The sequence below is a fragment of the Pseudomonas sp. UBA5706 genome (genome assembly GCF_002419965.1).
In the GTDB taxonomy this organism is placed as follows: domain Bacteria; phylum Pseudomonadota; class Gammaproteobacteria; order Pseudomonadales; family Pseudomonadaceae; genus Aquipseudomonas.
In genome coordinates this window covers 22458-39458 of sequence record NZ_DIHC01000024.1, presented here as the reverse complement: position 1 = coordinate 39458, position 17001 = coordinate 22458, and the positions used below count along the sequence as shown (strand labels likewise).

Below are 17001 nucleotides of genomic sequence, written 5' to 3'. Positions count from 1 at the left end.
CGCCAGCAAGCCGTGCCGCCTCACGCGGCTATGCGTGCCCGTCCCTCTGGCGGGCCAAGCCCTCCAAGGTAAACCGTGCCTGGGCCAGGACCACCTCGCGCACCAACTCCATTTCCTTCTGGTTGATGGCCGTCCATTTCAGCGTCTCCAGCAACCTAGGCTTGTGCACCCTGAACGCCAAGCCTTGAGTAAACAACACCATGGAGTGAATCACCGTGCGCTCGTCATCGACCTTGTACCCCGACAGGCGGGCGATCAATTGGCGGATTACGTTGCTGATGCGCGTTTTGAACCGGTCCTCGAAGGCCGTCGTGGCGCTCTCGGGGCACAAGCCCGCCTGATGTCGATCAAGAAAAGCGCGCCAGGCCGTGCTTTGCGCGCTGTCCTGAATGGTTGAAACCACCGCACTGAGCATGCCCAGCGACGCTTCGATCAATGCCTGATCGCTGATATCGACCTCCGTTAGCGCCTGCTCCGCGGCTTCGACGGTATCGCCCATCCTGCGCCATAGCAGCGTGATCAGGTGCTCAACGCACGCCAGATAGACGCCCTCCTTGCCTTCGAAGTAATACTGCAGCGCCGGCGAATTCACACCGGCTGCGTTGGCGATGTCCCGCGTCGAGGCGCCGTCGTAACCACGTTTGCCAAACACTGCAACGGCCGCTTCGATCAGCCGCGCGCGGGTTTCTTCACCGCGCTGATATCCACCCTCGGCGGCAGGTTTGTGTCGTGCCATGTGCAGCTCCCTGTTCAGTACCCGGGCAAAATATACCAGTTGACAAAAATTCGCGAAGAAAGGAATTTATTCCGACTGATATAAATTCGGAGCGACCTGATGTCTGCTGCACAACCTTCTGCTCAGGTCATTCCTGAAGAAACCACCCAGGGCCAGCGCGGCAAGGCCCGGCGGATATTGCTGGTCTTGGGCGCCGCCGCGCTGCTGATCGCTCTGGTTTGGGGCGTATGGTGGTGGCTCACCGGGCGTTTCATCGAAACCACCGACGACGCCTATCTGCAGGCCGACAGCATCAGCGTCGCACCGAAGATCAGCGGTTATGTCGCTGAGGTGCTGGTGGCGGATAATCAGGTGGTCCGGCGTGGCGACCTGCTGGTGCGCCTCGATGCCCGCAAATACCAGGCGGTCAGCGACGAAGCGTCGGCCACCATCGCAGCCCGCAACGCCGACCTGGCCAAGGCCGAGGCAGATCTGGTGCAACAGGACTCGACCATCGCCGAAGCCCGCGCGCAACTGCAGGGCGCAGAGGCCGACGCCAAACACGCACAAGCCGAAGTCGCCCGTTATGCACCGCTGGCGCGCTCGGGCGCAGAACCTGAGGAACGCCTGGCCCAACTAAACAACGAGCTGGCCCAGGCCCGCAGCACGGTGGCGGCGAGACAGGCCGCCTTGCGTTCCTCCCAGACACGCTACGGCACCCTGCAGGCACAACTGAAACAGGCCCAGGCGCAGCTGGGCGTGGCCAGGGCCAGCGAGGCGCAGCGTCAGCTGGACGTCGACGACGCCGTCCTGCGCAGCCCGCTCGACGGCCGAATCGCCGACCGGGGGGTGCGGGTCGGTCAATACGTTCAACCCGGTACCCGGTTGTTGACCGTGGTGCCGGTAAACGCGATCTACCTGACCGCCAACTACAAGGAAACCCAGATCGGCGCCATGCGCCCCGGCCAGCGCGTGACCGTGCATGTCGATGCGCTGCCAGGCCGGGACCTGCGGGGCCACATCGACAGTCTTGCCCCCGGCACGGGAGCGCAGTTCGCCCTGCTACCGCCGTCCAACGCCACCGGCAACTTCACCAAGATCGTGCAACGGGTGCCGGTACGGATAGCCCTGGACATCACCGACGATCTTCGTCCGGCGCTGGTCCCCGGCCTGTCTGCGACCGTGGAGGTGGACACCCGCACCGGCAAGGCAGACGCTAGCCATGGCTGAAGCCACGCTGACTAATCTGCCCGCCGACACACCGCGCAATGCCTCGCTGACCGACTGGATCGCAGTTGCTGCCGGCTCATTGGGGGCCCTGCTGGCGACGTTGGATGTGTCGATCACCAACTCGGCGCTGCCGCAGATTCAGGGCCAGATCGGCGCGACAGGCACCGAGGGCACCTGGATCGCCACCGGCTACCTGATGTCGGAAATCGTCATGATCCCCCTCGCCGCCTGGTTGACCCGGGTCTTCGGCTTGCGCCGGTTTCTGATCGGCACCGCGCTGATGTTCACCTTCTTCTCGCTGTTCTGCGGGCTGTCCTCGAGCCTCGGCGCGATGATCGCCGGACGCATCGGTCAGGGTTTTGCCGGCGGTGCGATGATTCCCACCGCGCAGACCATCGTGCGCACGCGCCTGCCCCCTCACCAGTTGGCGATCGGCACGACCCTGTTCGGCATGACCGCAATCCTGGGGCCACTCATGGGGCCGGTGGTCGGCGGCTGGCTGACGGAAAACATCAACTGGCGCTGGTGCTTTTTTCTCAACCTGCCGATCAGCGTTGCCTTGATTACCTTGCTACTCACCGGCCTTCCCGCCGAGAAAAGCAGTCTGGAACGCTTCATCAGGGCCGATTGGCTAGGCATTATCGGATTAGCGGTGGGGCTTAGCTCGCTAACCGTGGTGCTCGAAGAAGGCCAACGCGAGCACTGGTTCGACTCGCGGCTGATCATCTGCCTGAGCATAAGCATGGTGATCGGCTTCTTCCTCATTGCGGTGGGCCAGGTGCGCTCAAGCACACCCATCCTGCGCCTGCAACTGGTGCTCAACCGCAGCTTCGGCAGTGTCTTGCTGATCGCCACAGCGGTGGGTGCAGGGCTGTACGGCACCGCTTATCTGGTGCCGCAGTTCCTTGGCATCCTCAGCGGCTATAACGCCCAACAGTCGGGGTCGATCATGTTGCTGTCGGGGATTCCGGCGTTCCTGTTGATGCCGATTCTGCCGAAGATGCTCAGCCGCATTGACCTGAGGCTAATGGCCGGTGTGGGGCTGCTGCTGTATTGGGCCAGCTGCTTGCTGGACACTACGCTGACCGCTCAAAGCGTCGGCCATGATTTCGTGGCCTCGCAGCTGCTGCGCGGCGTCGCACAGATTTTGGTGATGATGCCGCTGAGTCAATTGTCGATGCGCGCGGTCCGGACCCAGGATGCAGGGGATGCCTCCGGGCTTTACAACATGTCGCGCAACCTCGGCGGCACCCTGGGGCTGGCACTGCTCGGTGTGCTGATGGACCGACGCAGTCACTTCCACGACGACGCATTGCGCGAGGGCATCCTGGCCAACAGTCAACTGGCCCAGGATCACATGGCGAGCAGCACCGCAAGCTACCTGGCGCAGACCGGGGACACCTCGACTGCTCAGCTGCAAGCCTTTGCGCAACTGGCCAATGACATCGCTCAGCAAGCCTCGGTGATGGCCTACAACGATGCGTTCCACCTGCTGGGCCTGGCCATGGTGGCATGCCTTCCACTGATCTTCATCCTGAAAACGCGCACGGCGCAGGCAGGCTCAAGAAAATGATTGCTCGTCCACTCCCCCTGCTAATGATCGTCGGATTGTTATCTGCCTGCACTGTCGGCCCGGATTACCAAGGTGCCCCCGACGTCGCGCCAAAGACCCTGAACGCCGGGCATTTGCCCCACGCCGACGCCGCCACACCGAAGGCGCCTGCGGTCGCGCAGTGGTGGCAGTCACTGGGCGATCCACAGCTTAACCAACTGATCGACCAGGCGATGCGTAACAGTCCGGACATCGCCACCGCCCAGGCGCGACTCAGGCAGTCACGGGCCAGCCTGAACAGCGCCAACGCCGATCTGATGCCCAAAATCAGCGGCGATGCAGCCATGCTCAAACTTCGCTCCCCCGACACCTCGGCACTTGGCGGGAGCGGCGGCGGCCGTGGTCCGTTGACGCTGTATCTGGCCGGCTTCGACGCCAGTTGGGAGGCAGACCTGTTCGGCGGCACGCGGCGCGCCATTGAAGCGGCGCAGGCAGAGGCAGACTCCTCTCAAGCCCGCTTGGCGGACGCGCAGGTTCAACTCGCCGCCGAGGTAGTGCAGGCCTATGCTGATCTGCGCGATCAGCAGGCACGGTTGGCGTTGGTGGACGCCAGTGTCGCTATCGAAGAGCAGGCGCTTGACCTGACCCAGCAACGTCGCAGCCGTGGGGTCGCCTCGCAACTGCAACTGGAGCAGGTGCTGACCCAGGCGGAAAACACCCGCGCCCAGCGATTGCCGCTGCAGGCCTCGATCGTCGAATCGGTGGATCAATTGGGTCTGCTCTGTGGCTTGGAACCCGGGGAGCTTGACGCGCGGCTTGATACTGCGCGCCCGCTGCCGTCCATTCCTGCCCAAGTGCCGTTCGCCGACCCAGCGGGCATTCTCAAGGCGCGCCCCGATATCCGCGTGGCCGAGCGCGCCCTGGCCTCAAGCACTGCACAGATCGGTGAAAAACAAGCCGACTGGTTTCCGAAACTCAGCCTCATGGGGGACCTGTCGTTCTCGGCCGCCGACCCCGGTCACCTTGCCCGCAAGGACAACGGCACCTGGCTGCTGCTGCCACGGCTGACGTGGAACATCCTCGACTTCGGCCGCGTGGCGGCCAGCGTCGAGGGCGCGCAGGCCGGCCGTGATGAGGCCCTGGCGCAGTACAAGGGTGTAGTCTTGAGCGCACTGCGTGATGCCGACGTCGCCCTTGCCCGCTATGGCCATCAGCGGCAAAACGTCGTGCTGCTGCGCAACGTCGAAGCGTCAGCGGTACGCGCTGCCGACCTCACGCGGCAACGCTATCGCGCAGGCACCGCCAGCACCCTGGACTGGCTGGACGCCGAACGCACCCGGTATCAGGCGCAGGAAAGCCGGATCTCCGGCGACGCTGCATTGCTCAAGGACTTCGCCTCGCTGCACAAATCGCTGGGGCTGGGCTGGACGCTATGACTCGGCCATGGCGGCTCAGTGCCCCGCCACCGCGGCATTGCCATGCCGCGCGCCGCCGGGAAAACCACTCTCACGGGCATTCAGTGCAATTGAAAAGCTGATCAACAACAGACCCAGCAGCACCCAGGGAAACGAGCCGACGCCAAGCCGATCGAGCAATATACCGCCCAGTAAGCCGGCAGCGGCAATCGCACTGTTCCATGCCACCACGTTCATCGACAGCGCAACGTCTGCTCCGCTGCCCGCCGAGTCTGCAAGGGCCGTTTGCAGCAAGGTGGCAGCACCGCCGAAAGTCAGTCCCCAAACGAACACGCCGACAAAAATCGCCGTCGCAGAGCTTGCTGCAATGCCGAAAAACACTGAGACCAGGGCAAAACTCGCCAGGCTGACAAGGACCGCCGTTCGCAGATGACCGTCCACCAACCGGCCCGTGGCCCAGATGCCCAGCAGTGCCGCAACGCCGAACACCAGCAGGACCAGATCTACCCTGTCGCCCAGCCCCGCAGCCGTGACGAACGGCGCGATGTAGGTGTAGAGCATGTTGTGGGCCAGCATCCAGGTCACGACCACAGCGAGTACCGAGCGCACCCCTGGCGCAGTCAGCACCTGTCCGAGTGACGAGCGTTGCGAGGCGGATTGCCCAGGGTAATCGGGCACCTTGATCAGCACCCAGGCAATCAGGATCAAGGTCAGGCCGGACATCAGCGCGAATGCCATGCGCCAGCCCACCAGTCCGCCCAGCCAGGTGCCCAATGGCACGCCGAGGGATAGCGCGATGGGGGTACCGACCATTGCGATGGCCAACGCTTTACCCTGCAGTCGCACAGACACCATGCGCCGCGCATAACCGGCCAACAAGCTCCAGGCGAGGCCGGCTGACACACCGGCGAAGAAACGTGCCACCAGCGTCAGCACGTAGCTGGAAGACAACGCGGTGATCGAGTTGAACAGTAAAAAACCGACAATCGTCGCCAGCAGCACGGTGCGACGTCTCCAGCCCTGGGTGGCAATGGCCAGCGGGATGGCCGCGAGCAAGGAACCCAGCGCATACACGGTCACCATCTGTCCCGCCCAGGATGGCGAAATAGCCAGGCCCTGGCCTATTTCAGGCAGCAGGCCGGCCGGTAACGTTTCCGTCACGATGCAAATGAACCCGGTCATCGCCAGGGCCAGGAGTGCTCCCAGCGGCAACCGCTCGGGCTGCGCAGGTGTCGGTAATTCGGCTTTGATCATGGTTTTGTTCTCACCACTTATATATCGATTGGTACAGATATTAGGAGTACCACGAAAGCTTGGTCAACACTTTTGTATCGAGTAGTATCTATCTCGTCACTCAAGAGGACTCTCGTATGGCGCAGATGGGCCGCCCTCGCACCTTTGATCGTGAACAGGCGATCGAACAGGCTATGCACCTGTTCTGGGAACATGGCTATGAATCGACATCGCTCAGCCAATTGAAAGCCAGCATCGGCGGTGGCATCTCTGCCCCCAGTTTCTACGCGGCGTTCGGGTCCAAGGAAGCGTTGTTTCAGGAAGCGGTCCAGCGCTATCTGGACACCTTTGCCCAAGTCACCGAATGCCTGTGGGACCCCACGCTGCGCCCACGAGCGGCCATCGAACTGGCGTTGCGCCGCTCGGCAAAAATGCAATGCGATTGCGACCATCCCAAAGGCTGCATGGTGGCGCTGGGCGTGATGAGCGCGCCCACCGTGCAGAATGCTCAGGTCACGGAAAAACTGACCGCCTCAAGGGCCCGGACCCGTGCCGGGTTCATCGCGTGCGTCGAGCGCGGTCTTCACGATCAGGAGCTGCGCACCGATACCGACGCGCGTGCGCTGGCTGCGGTGTTTGACAGTTTTCTGTTAGGGGTCTCGACCCTGGCCAGGGATGGGGTCACGCATCGCGTGTTTGACGCCGCCATCACCCAGGTCATGAGGGTCTGGGATGTGTATGCAACGGCCCAAATGCCGTCCTGATACTCAGGTCGTGGAGTGCGCTGACAGACACGGCGCGTCAAGGCAGGTGTTCCCACGCAGAACGTGGGAACGATCAATATCGGCAAGGTGGTGGTTGGCGTTAATTTGCGTCAGATGTGCTGGCTTTCGCGAGCCCGGCACATCAGCCCCCTCAACGTCGGTCCAGCCAAACCGTTTGCGCATTACAGAATTCGCGAATGCCGAAATGTGACAGCTCCCGACCGAAGCCGCTCTTTTTCACCCCGCCAATCGGCACACGTGCGTCGGATGCGGTGTAGCCATTGATGAAGACCCCACCGGTCTCAAGACGCGCCGCCACATGACGGGCCTTTTCAACATCCGCACTCCAAACGCTGCCCGCCAGGCCAAACTCGCTGTCGTTGGCCAGTTCCACGGCATGTTCGGCGTCCCGGGCGACGATCAGGGAAGCCACCGGGCCAAATAGCTCTTCCTTGAACGACGTCATGCCCGGGCGCACATCGGCAAGTATCGTCGGCGCGTAGTAATTTCCCTCACCTTCAAGTTTTTCACCGCCGTACAACAGCGTTGCGCCTTCGCTCAGGGTTTTGCTGACCTGCTCGTGCAACTCATCACGCAGGTCATAACGGGCCATCGGGCCGATGTAGTTTTCCTCGACGAGCGGATCGCCGATCTTGAGGGCCTTGACCGCCGCCACGAATTTCTCGGTGAACGCCGGCAGCACACCCTCTTGCACAATGATGCGCTTGGCCGCCACGCAGATCTGCCCGCTGTTCTGATAACGGCCGACGGTGGCCGCTTTTACCGCTTCATCCAGATCGGCGTCAGCCAGGACGATGAACGGATCGGAGCCACCTAGTTCCAGCACGCATTTCTTCAAGGCTGCACCGGCTTGAGCGGCGATGGCAGACCCGGCGCGCACGCTGCCGGTGACCGCCACGGCGGCGATTCGCGGGTCGGCGATGGCGCTGGAAACACCGTCATTACCCACGTTGATGACCTCGAACACGCCTTCCGGCAAACCCGCTTCAGCCCAGGCGTCACGCAGCAGATAAGCGCTGCCCATCACATTGGGTGCGTGTTTGAGCACGTAGGTGTTACCGGCAAGAATCATCGGAATCGCACCGCGCATGACCTGCCAGATAGGGAAGTTCCACGGCATCACTGCCAGGATCGGACCCAGTGGCAAGAAGTCGATCCAGGCCTTGTCGTTCTCAACCGAGGTCTTTTCCGAAGCCAGCATGGCTGGCCCGTTCTCGGCGTACCACTCGCAGGTCGCCGCTGTCTTCTCCACCTCACCGCGAGCCTGCGCGATTGGCTTGCCCATTTCGGCTGTCATCATCTGTGCCAACGGCTCAGCGTTTTTGCGCAGCACCTTCGCGACCTTGCGCAACTGCTCGGCACGCACGCTGACAGGCTCTTTGCGCCAAACGTTGAAACCTGCAGCAGCTCGGCTCAGCGACTGCTCCAGCTCGGCGGCTTGCTCGAAGGGATATTGCGCGAACACCTCGCCGGTGGCGGGGTTCAACGAAATGGCATGAGTAGCGGATGCATGGTGTGACATGAAGAATTGCCCTCGAAAGTGGTTGATCCTCACCACCGGGCCGAGACCCGTTGCTGAAGTGTTGGGTCCACGATAGGCTCTCGGTCTAAATTTCGATAATGAATAATTATCAACAATACATTCTCTCATCGTGAAGGTATCAGCGTATTCATGGACCTGACTCAACTCGAGCTGTTCAAGGCCGTTGCCGAAGAAGGCAGCATCACCGCTGCCGCCCAGCGCCTGCATCGCGTGCCCTCTAACCTGACCACCCGCATCAAGCAGCTGGAGCAGGAGTTGGGTGTCGACCTGTTCATCCGCGAGAAGCTGCGCCTGCGTCTTTCGGCCACTGGCTGGACCTTCCTCGATTACACCCGGCGCATCCTGGAGTTGGTTGAAGAGGCCCGGCAAGCGACCTCAGGCTCGGAACCTCAAGGGGTTTTCTCCCTGGGCTCGATGGAAAGCACGGCCGCAGTGCGCATCCCTTCCCTGCTGGCCGAGTTTCACCAATGCTATCCGAAGGTCGAACTGGACCTGTCAACGGGGCCCTCTGGCGACATGATCGACGGCGTGCTCTCGGGCCGGCTCAGCGCGGCGTTTGTCGATGGCCCACTGCGCCATCCAGAGCTTGAGGGCATCGAACTGTTTGAAGAAGAAATGCTCCTGATCACTGCCGCCAGCCATGAGCCGGTGAACCGGGCCCAGGAAGTGAGCAGCAAGACGGTGTACGCGTTTCGTCAGAACTGCTCGTACAGGAAGCATTTCGAAGCCTGGTTCAAGGCCGACATGGCCACGCCCGGCAAGATCTTCGAAATGGAGTCGTATCACGGCATGCTCGCCTGCGTCACCGCAGGCGCCGGTGTGGCGATGGTGCCGCGCAGCATGCTGGAAAGCATGCCAGGCAGCCGTAATGTGCACGCCTATCCGCTGAGCGAAGACTTTCGCTACCTGAACATCTGGTTGACGTGGCGGCGCGGCGTGCGCTCGCCGGCGCTCACCGCGTTCATCGATCTGGTGCAGAACGCGGTCCAGCGTGACGCGACGCCACACCTGACTGAGTCAGCGGTTTAGCGCTTCTTGTAGCGCAGCCAGACGGCGCCGCCTTCCTGCACCTCGGCCGAGGTCAACGTGAGGTGGGTGGGTTGTTTCCAGGCATTGGGGGACACTTCGAAGGACGCCGGATGCTCGCCCCGGCCATCGACCAGCGGCAGGATCAGCACACTCACCTCGTCCACCAGGCCGGCATTGACGAACGAGCCACTGACATGAGGCCCACCTTCGACAATCAGCCGCTTGCAGCCCAGTTCGTTACCCAGGATATCGACCACCTGCTTGAGATCGATCTCGGTTTTGCCGGCAAAAATATAGGAGACGCCAACCGATTGCAGATAAGCCAGGTAGTCGTCCGAAACGCCTTCGGTAAGCACTTCGACCACATGGGAGTCCAACGCCTGGTTTTTCTTCCAGCCGACCTTGCCATGGGGGTCGATGGAAATCGCGTAGCTCTTGGCCTGACGCTCGACAAAGTGGTGGGTTCGCGCGATGGGCGCTTTTGCCAGGCCTTTGGGATAACCCTCGTCGTGAGCGATTTCCTGCATGGTTACCCGGCCGCAGATCCACGCATCGAACGCAAACGTCTGCGCCAGCTTCTCGTAAAGATCCCCGGCGGCTTTTTTGAACGGGCGATCCCAGCCATCGGTGAGGGCGTGGCCGTCCAGTGACGACATCATGTGGCAAACGACATAAGGCTGCATGCTTGACTCCAGAGGTGGATGAGCGATGTAAAACCGACCGGAGATGCGCGTTGATAGTTCAGCGCTTCTCGATGGCCACAGCCCCTTCAGCGCTGGCTCGCCGAGCGTACCCACCCTTGCTCGCACAAGGGTGGCGCCTGCTAGAGGCCCTTATACCCTTGTGGTACCCAGACCGCCGCTCAAGCGCGTGGGCTTCTCCACGGGCGCGGCACTTCGCCGGGGTTGCTGCGATGCCTTAAGTGGTAAGGCCAACCATGCACCCATCTTTTCTGCCTGCTCGGTGAAACGCTGGAACAGGCGATTCATGGCGCCGCTGTCGAGCAACTGAAAAGGTTGACGCGCCCAGAGGATCACCTTTTTCTGCTCGACCAGCGCTGCGGTCAATATCGGCGGATGCTCGAGCCCCAGCAGATTGGTCTGCAACAGGATTGCCAGCGTTTGCGCATCATCGAAACGCTGCGCCGACACGGGTATCAGGCAGCTGAGGGTCAAATAATCGCAGGGCGCTTCCTTGAGTTCGATACTCAGACCGCTCTCAAGGGTCATGACGTAGCTGGACGCAGTATCCAGGCTACTCGCATCGAGCTTCATTCGTTGCAACACCGGGGACAGCACGTGTTTCAGCTGGCTAGGCATCATTTTTTTCCTTATCCAAGGCGCATATCGCGCAAGCGATCGAGGAATGAGTCGGCCCGCGCCCGGCGCCGGGGTGGGGTTTCAGCGTAGCGGCTGTGGTGGGTGCTGGGGCGACGCGTCGGCACCGTTGCCGCGACGGGCCGCGCCGCGCCGGTGTTCGGATCGATGCCCGAAGCACGCAAGCGTTTCCGGAACTGGCGCTCGGAGAAGTTCTGGTCTTCGCGCCGGTTGTCGTCGTTGCGCACATCGCCTTCGTAGCTGACACCGAGGTTTTTCGACGCATGCTCCTGCACGTACACATTGCTGTCTCGCAACACTCGGTTGACCAACTGATGCCCGTTCATCGGGTAGTCGGGCCTGGATCGGGCAAACTGGCGATCAACGTCGCGCTGACGCTCCTTGGGGCCGCGCAGCAGAGTCTCGCGCTCTTCCGGACGAGGGTCGGGATTGAACCGTGCCACGGTCACCGGGTTGCTGCCCAACAATGCAAAATCCTTGCGCCTGACCGCTCGACCGAATTCGGGCCAGGCATCGGAGATGATGGTGTTGTCCGTGGCGCGTGAATCGCCCACCTCCACGAAGCTGTGCCCGACATCGGGCGCGCTGACGATTGAAACCGGTTGCTGCAATGGCGATGAGGCAAGCAACAAGGCATTGACTGCTGCCATCTGGTCGCAATTGCCCGCCTCGAAACGTGCAGCCGTGCGCGCCGATTCCGCGCTGAAGCTGTTGTGGGGGTGTTGCTCGTAGACCAGCACCGTGCGCTTGAACGATTCGCCGGCAGTGCGCTTGAGATGCCGTTCCTGATTACCGGATCCGTAGTTCAGAATGCGCCAGGTATCGTCAATCGCATCATTGGCGTACTTAAGGGCGTCCATCTCGCCCACCGAGACCGTGACCGTGCGCCCTCGATGCCTGGAATTCTCGGGCTCGAGCACTCGCCGGGTGAGCACTGTATTGTTGGATTCACCGGTATTGAAATGATGCACTGATCGGGTGAAACCGTGATTTGAAGTCGACAGCGGCATGGTACCTCCTGTTATCCGAGTTCGATGTCGCCGACATCGGCGGGTCTGTCACGCCGTCGCACATGATTGGCGTACTGCGCACGTAAGGCCGCGCCGGTGGTCACCAGCGCATTGTTGACGCCGTCGGCAGCCGACTGCGCTACAACCTTGGCACCCTCCACGGTTTTGTTGCCAACAGCGGTCGCCGTCTGCGCTGCGACCCGCGCGCCTGCTGCAGTCTTGTTGCCCGCAACCTGCGCCGCGTGCGCTGTCGCCCTGGCACCTTCTGCGGTTTTGTCACCGACGAACGCCGCCGAGGTTGACGCCGCATCCTTCACCGTTTTCTGCAGGAAATCTTCTGCGGCGCGGGTCGCCGGGTCGGTCACCACACCGGCGGTGGTCCAGCCTGCGAACACCGCCGCAGAGGCGGCAGTATTGGTTAACTGGCTGACGGCGCTCCTGGCATAGGGGTTGGTGAGATTTTGGGTCGCCAATTCCTGCAGCTTGCCAACACCGGCAAAGCCGCCCGCCAGCGCCAGGCCGTTCTGGGTCAGGCTGGTTGCCGAGACCAGGCTGCGCACCGCTTTGCTGCTGTCGGTCATGATGTCCAGCGGCATGCCCGCCACGCGCTTGCCGGCATTGAGTGCAGCACTCGAATAAGTGGCGTTCTTGATGGCTTTGTAGGCATCGAGCCATTCGGTTTCATCGTCCAGCGGTTTGGCCTCAGTGTCTTTGCGGCCGAACACGTAGGCTCCGCCACGCAGATGATCGCGGTGTTCGGTGGTTTGCAGGCGGTTGCCGAAAACCGCATTGGCGGCCAGCCCGCCGACGGTTGCGATAGACGTGTCAACCGCCGCCTGCACCTTGGGGCTTGCGGCCAGCGCCGTGCCAAGCACCGTGCGCACCGCGTTACGCGCGGTATAGCCCTGAATCGCTCCACCCATGTCGACGCTCTGCTGAACCAGGCCCGGGGTGTGGCGTTTTTGCGACGCGGCCATGGCGTCATGCAGGTTGTCGGAGGCCGTCTTCAGGAACTGGTTATCGCCGGTGACACGGTTCATTACACCGGTACCCACCTGATCCATGACCCCGGAAACCATTCCGGGAATCAGCGGCGTCAGGGGTTTGAGCGGTGCAGGCAGCCAGTCGCCCTTGTTGATGGCGGGTCGCATGTATTGCAGCGCGGTAGCAGCGGCAAACGGCATGGCGCGCAAGGCACTTGAGGCGCGCGTAGCCCCTCGGTCGAACTTTTCGCCCTTGGCCAGGGTTTCAGCGATGTCGCCAGGGGTTTCATTCTCTTGCTGGAGCACCCGCGCCCGACTGTCAGCGATGGCGTCAAGTTGTTGATTGCTTCGGGTGACACCCTCGTTGTGCTGATTGATTTCGTCCAGATCAGCCTGACTGACGTCCCGGGGAACCTGCATCAGGGTTTGATAATGGGCGGCGAATACCTGTTGCTTCAGGAAGTCGGCAATCTGTCTGACTTGTGTCTGAATCTGTTGCGCTGACAGGGCGGCGACCTGGGCAGGCGCATGACTGGCCCCGGCGCCCTGGGTCGTATCGGTCGGCAGGGTCGGCGCTGCCCCTTGAATGTGCCGTGGAATGATGTTCATGCAAAACCTCGCGTCAAGATGCGACCGTCCCCCTTCAGCGAGGCCCGGCCGGGTCAGCCCGACTGACGCGGACCTGCGTGCCGGGCGTAGAGGGAGCGAATGTCAGGCAGGCAGTTGGCCCTGCCCGCTTTCGATGATCTTCGCGAAGTTCATCACGTTCTTTACGTAGTCCGGATCGCCGATCCCGCCTGCATTGGACAGATCGTTTTTGTCCACTTTGTCAGGTCCCGAGTTGTAGGCGCGCAACGCCGAGCCCACGTCGCCGAAGGCCTTTTGCTGGTCACGCATATAGAGCGCGCCCGCCATGATGTTGTCGTGGGCGTTGTTCACGTCGGCATTGCCCAACAGTTCGGGATTTTCCTGCTTGAGGCCTGCAAAGGTGTCAGCGTTGACCTGCATCAGACCCGCGTCGGTCTTGCCATTGACGTTGGTGGTGTCGTCACCCAGCTTGCCGCGCGACTCGGCCCATATCTGCCCGGCCAGCACACTTGGCGAGACGCCGGTTGCCTTGGAAGCGTCCATGATGTCGGCGCGGTAGGGCTCGAGCTGCTGGGGCAGATGCAAATCACCGGAGCCGCTTAGCGAGGTATCCCCAGACACGGCGCTGGCAGTATCGCTGCTGGGTGTGCTCAGCCCGGAAGCACCATCGGCCGAAGCCGCAGCATCGCCACCGCCACCACCCGCGCCATCAACACTGCCCTCTGCAGTGCCCCCTGAGCTGTCGACGCCATCGCCACCTCCACCCTGAGTCGCCAGATTGTTGCTGGTGGGTTGGCCACTGCCGGAATTGGATTGATTGGGGTTGTTCTGCATGAGCATCTGCATCAGCTCCATCAGCAGAGTCATGATCTGCTGGGCCATGCCGGTTTGAGGGGTGGCCGTCTGATTATTGCTTCCCGACAGCGCACTGCTGGCGTCGGTTTGCGAGTCCTGGCTGCCGGGCGGCGCGAAGTTGACTTGCGATGGTGTTGAGTTGGCGAACAGCAAGGCGCTCGGGTCGATGACCTGATTGCCACTTGATCCACCATTGAGTGAGTGTTGCTGTCCGGACTTGCCACTCAGCGACGAAAAATCCGTGGGTGTGTTCAGATCCTGCAACGGGCGAGCCGACGAAACACCGATACTCATGATCGTTTACCTCTTTCAGGTCAGGGGGGAATCAATGGGCCTTGGGAATGCCGAACTGGTCCAGAACCGGATCGACGTTGTGGTCGAAGGCCTTCTGCGCCTTGTGTTTTTTCACCGCTTCGATGATGGCCGAGATCCCGAACCCAAGGCTCATGGCAGCATCGGCAATCCAGCCGACCACTGGAATCGAGGCCCCGATCGCAGCGCCGGCGGCCATGCCAGCGGCCTCCCCGGCCACCATGCCCGCGACCCTTCCACCCACTTTCGCCGCGACCTCACCCAAGCCCGCGCGACCTGCGGATTTGGCCACCGCATCGTAGCCTTGCTTGGCTGCTGACAACCCGGATTTGGTGCTGTCGTAGATGCCCTTGGCGGCATCGGTCTTGTCACCGCGGGCCAGCATGTCCGAGACAGACGCAAAGCCTGCGACCGACTGCAAGGCCGCCGGGCCCATTTTCGAGGCGACCTGCGCGGCCATGGACGGCGCATGGTTCTTGTCGCCCTGAGCGTTCCCCAGCAGCTTGCGGCCGGTCTTCGAGTCCTGCAGCTGGGCAAAGGTGGACTGAACATAATTCGATTGCTGGCCCTGCACGAAATCTTCAGGCAGCACACTGTCATACGCCGCTTTCTGCGCATCGGCGCTGTTCAACGCCTCTTCACCGTCGGCTTTTTTCTGGTGTAGCAACTGTTTGACGGCGCCGCCTTCGCTGAAGTTTTGCACGTAGGAATTCTGGACCTTGCCCTGCAAATCCGGACGCTGTCCCAAGACCTGCTGAGCGGTCGGTACAGTGGCGTGCGCACCCAGCAAATCCTTTTGCATCTGCAGTTGCGCCGACAGACCACCGAGGGCGCTGCTGTAGTCGGCGTTAGGCTTGTCCTTGCTGGTGGCCTTGTCAGCTGTGTTCAGATCGGTCTGCAACGCTTCGCCGCTGTTGACCTTTTGCATCTGCTCGTTGACCGCCTTTTGCAAGGTCGGTGTGCTGTTGACCAGGGCGCGGGACTGCTCCGGGATCTGCTTGTCGAGAAACGCCTGCACGTCGGGATCGGCCTGCAGCTGGCCGATTTTTTCGTTAAGCGCGTCTTCGGTTTTTTCCGTCTTGCGCAGGTCCTTGCCGGCGACCACGCTTTGCTGGGTCTGCTGCAACTTGACCATCACCGCGGCCTTCTGCTCGCCGCTATAGGCTGACGGGTTGTCAAAGACGTCCTTGCCCAGCTTGCTGATATCGGTGTTCGCCACGCAATTGAGGGTCGCGGCGTCGCTGAGCACGCTGGCAAATTCTCCACCATTGGTCGGCGCCTGTTTTTTGATCCAGTCACTGATGTTGCTGGCGCTGAACTGCTTGTCAGGGCTGTGGGCAGCCAGGGAGCGTCCTTGCAGACCGCCCTGATCGATCTGCGTCAGAAAGCCCGGCTGCGACCAGGTCTTGGCCGCCTGCTTGAGCGGCCCGCCCAGCCCTGGGTTGTCGTTTTGAATGGCTTTGAGGCCATCGGCGTTGGTCAGGTTGTTGACCTTGGTTTTGTCGTCGGCATCTGTTGCATGCTTTGGATCGGCGGCTCGGGTCAACGGCTCGTTAGCGCGCATCAAGGCGGCGCTGCGGACCAGATCCAGCGATTGCGGATCGGCGTCCGGATGGTCTTTCTGGTAGTTGGCAATGTCTTTGTCGCCACTGTCCGCGGCCTTTTGCATGTTCTTGGCAAACGATTTGAGATCACCGTCGGTGATTTTGCCGTCGGCCTTGCCGCCATGCTTGCCGGTGTCCACAGCGGTTTTCAGCGAGGGGTTGGCGTTGATGAAGTCCATGGCCTTGTCAGCGTCCGGGCCTTTTTCGGCAGCCATGCGCGCGGCGGCGATGGGCCGGTTCAGCTCTTTGGCCGCCTGCTCGCGCTGATCAGGCGGCAGGTTGGCGACCATCGGCGCCCAGCGCTCCAGCTCCTTAGGTGATGAATACTGCGAGTCGTCGAGAAAACTCGCCTCGGCGGCCTTGGGTTGATCGGCCGGTTTGCCGGTGGCCGTGGGGGCGCTCGGCTGGGTCGCATTGACATCGCTGACCGCGGCCGGTTTGTCGGCAGAGACCGGCGCTTGCGTTGGCGTGTCGGCAAGCGGGGTTTGGGTTGGCGCCTGCGTAGGTGTGCTGGTCGGGGATGCCTGAGTAGAGTCCGGTTGAGCTTGCGCATTGCCTTTGAACAGTTGAGCGAGTTGCGTCAGCAGGGACAGCAATTGTTTTTCCGTGGACTGCGTGTCGCCGGAGGGCTGCGCTGCGGCACCGCCAAACTGCACAGTGGAATTCGCCCCACCGCCTTGCGCCACAAGCCCGTTCGGCGTTTTAGGCGCGGACTTATCGAGCGGCGATTGCTTGATCGAATCGCCGCTGTCGGATTGGGGTGCGATACCGCTGTAAGGGCTGTTGGAAATACGCATGGGAGTCGCCATC

At 61.9% G+C, this 17001-nt stretch carries 14 protein-coding genes; 5 read left to right on the top strand and 9 right to left on the bottom strand.

Features of this window, described 5'->3' with window-relative positions:
* Positions 1–28: 28 nt before the first annotated feature.
* Entirely contained in the window at positions 29–736 is a 708-nt protein-coding gene (locus B3I26_RS11215; RefSeq protein WP_296257753.1) for a CerR family C-terminal domain-containing protein, read from the bottom strand.
* A gap of 99 nt (positions 737–835) precedes the next feature.
* Here B3I26_RS11215 and B3I26_RS11210 point away from each other — a divergent pair, with 99 nt between their 5' ends.
* Genes B3I26_RS11210 through B3I26_RS11200 form a run of 3 tightly spaced genes read left to right on the top strand, consistent with a single transcriptional unit; the run spans position 836 to position 4933 of the window.
* Positions 836–1945: an HlyD family secretion protein gene (locus tag B3I26_RS11210; protein ID WP_296257752.1), complete on the top strand. Its 1110-nt coding sequence runs from the start codon at positions 836–838 to the stop codon at positions 1943–1945.
* On the top strand, positions 1938–3518 hold the full coding sequence (locus tag B3I26_RS11205; RefSeq protein ID WP_296257751.1) for a DHA2 family efflux MFS transporter permease subunit: 1581 nt from the start codon (positions 1938–1940) through the stop codon (positions 3516–3518). The genes B3I26_RS11210 and B3I26_RS11205 overlap by 8 nt, the downstream gene beginning before the upstream one ends.
* Positions 3515–4933 (top strand): efflux transporter outer membrane subunit, encoded by a 1419-nt coding sequence (locus B3I26_RS11200; protein WP_296257750.1) that lies wholly within the window; start codon positions 3515–3517, stop codon positions 4931–4933. The genes B3I26_RS11205 and B3I26_RS11200 overlap by 4 nt, the downstream gene beginning before the upstream one ends.
* Positions 4934–4948: 15 nt before the next feature.
* Here the strand turns inward: B3I26_RS11200 and B3I26_RS11195 are convergent, their stop codons facing one another.
* A complete protein-coding gene (locus tag B3I26_RS11195; RefSeq protein WP_296257749.1) occupies positions 4949–6166 on the bottom strand; it encodes an MFS transporter in 1218 nt (405 codons plus the stop codon).
* A gap of 116 nt (positions 6167–6282) precedes the next feature.
* On the opposite strand from B3I26_RS11195, the gene B3I26_RS11190 reads away from it, so the two are divergent.
* On the top strand, positions 6283–6909 hold the full coding sequence (locus B3I26_RS11190) for a TetR/AcrR family transcriptional regulator (RefSeq protein WP_296257748.1): 627 nt from the start codon (positions 6283–6285) through the stop codon (positions 6907–6909).
* 151 nt (positions 6910–7060) lie between these two features.
* Here the strand turns inward: B3I26_RS11190 and B3I26_RS11185 are convergent, their stop codons facing one another.
* Positions 7061–8452, bottom strand: coding sequence for an aldehyde dehydrogenase family protein (locus B3I26_RS11185; RefSeq protein ID WP_296257747.1), 1392 nt, complete (start codon positions 8450–8452; stop codon positions 7061–7063).
* A gap of 150 nt (positions 8453–8602) precedes the next feature.
* Here B3I26_RS11185 and ptrR point away from each other — a divergent pair, with 150 nt between their 5' ends.
* Positions 8603–9502: a putrescine utilization regulator PtrR gene (ptrR, locus tag B3I26_RS11180; RefSeq protein ID WP_296257746.1), complete on the top strand. Its 900-nt coding sequence runs from the start codon at positions 8603–8605 to the stop codon at positions 9500–9502.
* On the opposite strand, the gene B3I26_RS11175 is transcribed toward ptrR, so the two are convergent.
* The 6 genes from B3I26_RS11175 to B3I26_RS11150 all read right to left on the bottom strand — a co-directional run bounded on the left by B3I26_RS11175 (position 9499) and on the right by B3I26_RS11150 (position 16988).
* Complete coding sequence (locus tag B3I26_RS11175) at positions 9499–10185, bottom strand: RibD family protein (RefSeq protein ID WP_296257745.1); 687 nt, start codon at positions 10183–10185, stop codon at positions 9499–9501. The two genes, ptrR and B3I26_RS11175, sit on opposite strands and share 4 nt — an antisense overlap.
* 150 nt (positions 10186–10335) lie before the next feature.
* Positions 10336–10821, bottom strand: coding sequence for a CesT family type III secretion system chaperone (locus B3I26_RS11170; RefSeq protein ID WP_296257744.1), 486 nt, complete (start codon positions 10819–10821; stop codon positions 10336–10338).
* A gap of 11 nt (positions 10822–10832) precedes the next feature.
* Positions 10833–11849 (bottom strand): Hrp-dependent type III effector protein, encoded by a 1017-nt coding sequence (locus B3I26_RS11165; RefSeq protein ID WP_296257743.1) that lies wholly within the window; start codon positions 11847–11849, stop codon positions 10833–10835.
* A gap of 11 nt (positions 11850–11860) precedes the next feature.
* Complete coding sequence (locus B3I26_RS11160; RefSeq protein ID WP_296257742.1) at positions 11861–13441, bottom strand: type III effector; 1581 nt, start codon at positions 13439–13441, stop codon at positions 11861–11863.
* A gap of 102 nt (positions 13442–13543) precedes the next feature.
* Positions 13544–14428 carry a lytic transglycosylase domain-containing protein gene (locus B3I26_RS11155; protein WP_296257773.1) on the bottom strand — a complete coding sequence of 295 codons (885 nt, stop codon included), beginning with the start codon at positions 14426–14428 and terminating at the stop codon, positions 13544–13546.
* A gap of 172 nt (positions 14429–14600) precedes the next feature.
* Positions 14601–16988, bottom strand: a complete 2388-nt coding sequence (locus tag B3I26_RS11150) for a type III effector HrpK domain-containing protein (protein WP_296257741.1) — start codon at positions 16986–16988, stop codon at positions 14601–14603.
* Positions 16989–17001 lie beyond the last annotated feature (13 nt).

Coding starts and splice junctions, on each gene's coding strand:
- B3I26_RS11160 (WP_296257742.1), bottom strand. CDS start 13,441: ATGAACATCATTCCACGGCACATTCAAGGGGCAGCGCCGACCCTGCCG.
- B3I26_RS11200 (WP_296257750.1), top strand. CDS start 3,515: ATGATTGCTCGTCCACTCCCCCTGCTAATGATCGTCGGATTGTTATCT.
- B3I26_RS11195 (WP_296257749.1), bottom strand. CDS start 6,166: ATGATCAAAGCCGAATTACCGACACCTGCGCAGCCCGAGCGGTTGCCG.
- B3I26_RS11205 (WP_296257751.1), top strand. CDS start 1,938: ATGGCTGAAGCCACGCTGACTAATCTGCCCGCCGACACACCGCGCAAT.
- B3I26_RS11165 (WP_296257743.1), bottom strand. CDS start 11,849: ATGCCGCTGTCGACTTCAAATCACGGTTTCACCCGATCAGTGCATCAT.
- B3I26_RS11150 (WP_296257741.1), bottom strand. CDS start 16,988: ATGCGTATTTCCAACAGCCCTTACAGCGGTATCGCACCCCAATCCGAC.
- B3I26_RS11175 (WP_296257745.1), bottom strand. CDS start 10,185: ATGCAGCCTTATGTCGTTTGCCACATGATGTCGTCACTGGACGGCCAC.
- B3I26_RS11170 (WP_296257744.1), bottom strand. CDS start 10,821: ATGCCTAGCCAGCTGAAACACGTGCTGTCCCCGGTGTTGCAACGAATG.
- B3I26_RS11190 (WP_296257748.1), top strand. CDS start 6,283: ATGGCGCAGATGGGCCGCCCTCGCACCTTTGATCGTGAACAGGCGATC.
- B3I26_RS11215 (WP_296257753.1), bottom strand. CDS start 736: ATGGCACGACACAAACCTGCCGCCGAGGGTGGATATCAGCGCGGTGAA.
- B3I26_RS11210 (WP_296257752.1), top strand. CDS start 836: ATGTCTGCTGCACAACCTTCTGCTCAGGTCATTCCTGAAGAAACCACC.
- B3I26_RS11185 (WP_296257747.1), bottom strand. CDS start 8,452: ATGTCACACCATGCATCCGCTACTCATGCCATTTCGTTGAACCCCGCC.
- ptrR (WP_296257746.1), top strand. CDS start 8,603: ATGGACCTGACTCAACTCGAGCTGTTCAAGGCCGTTGCCGAAGAAGGC.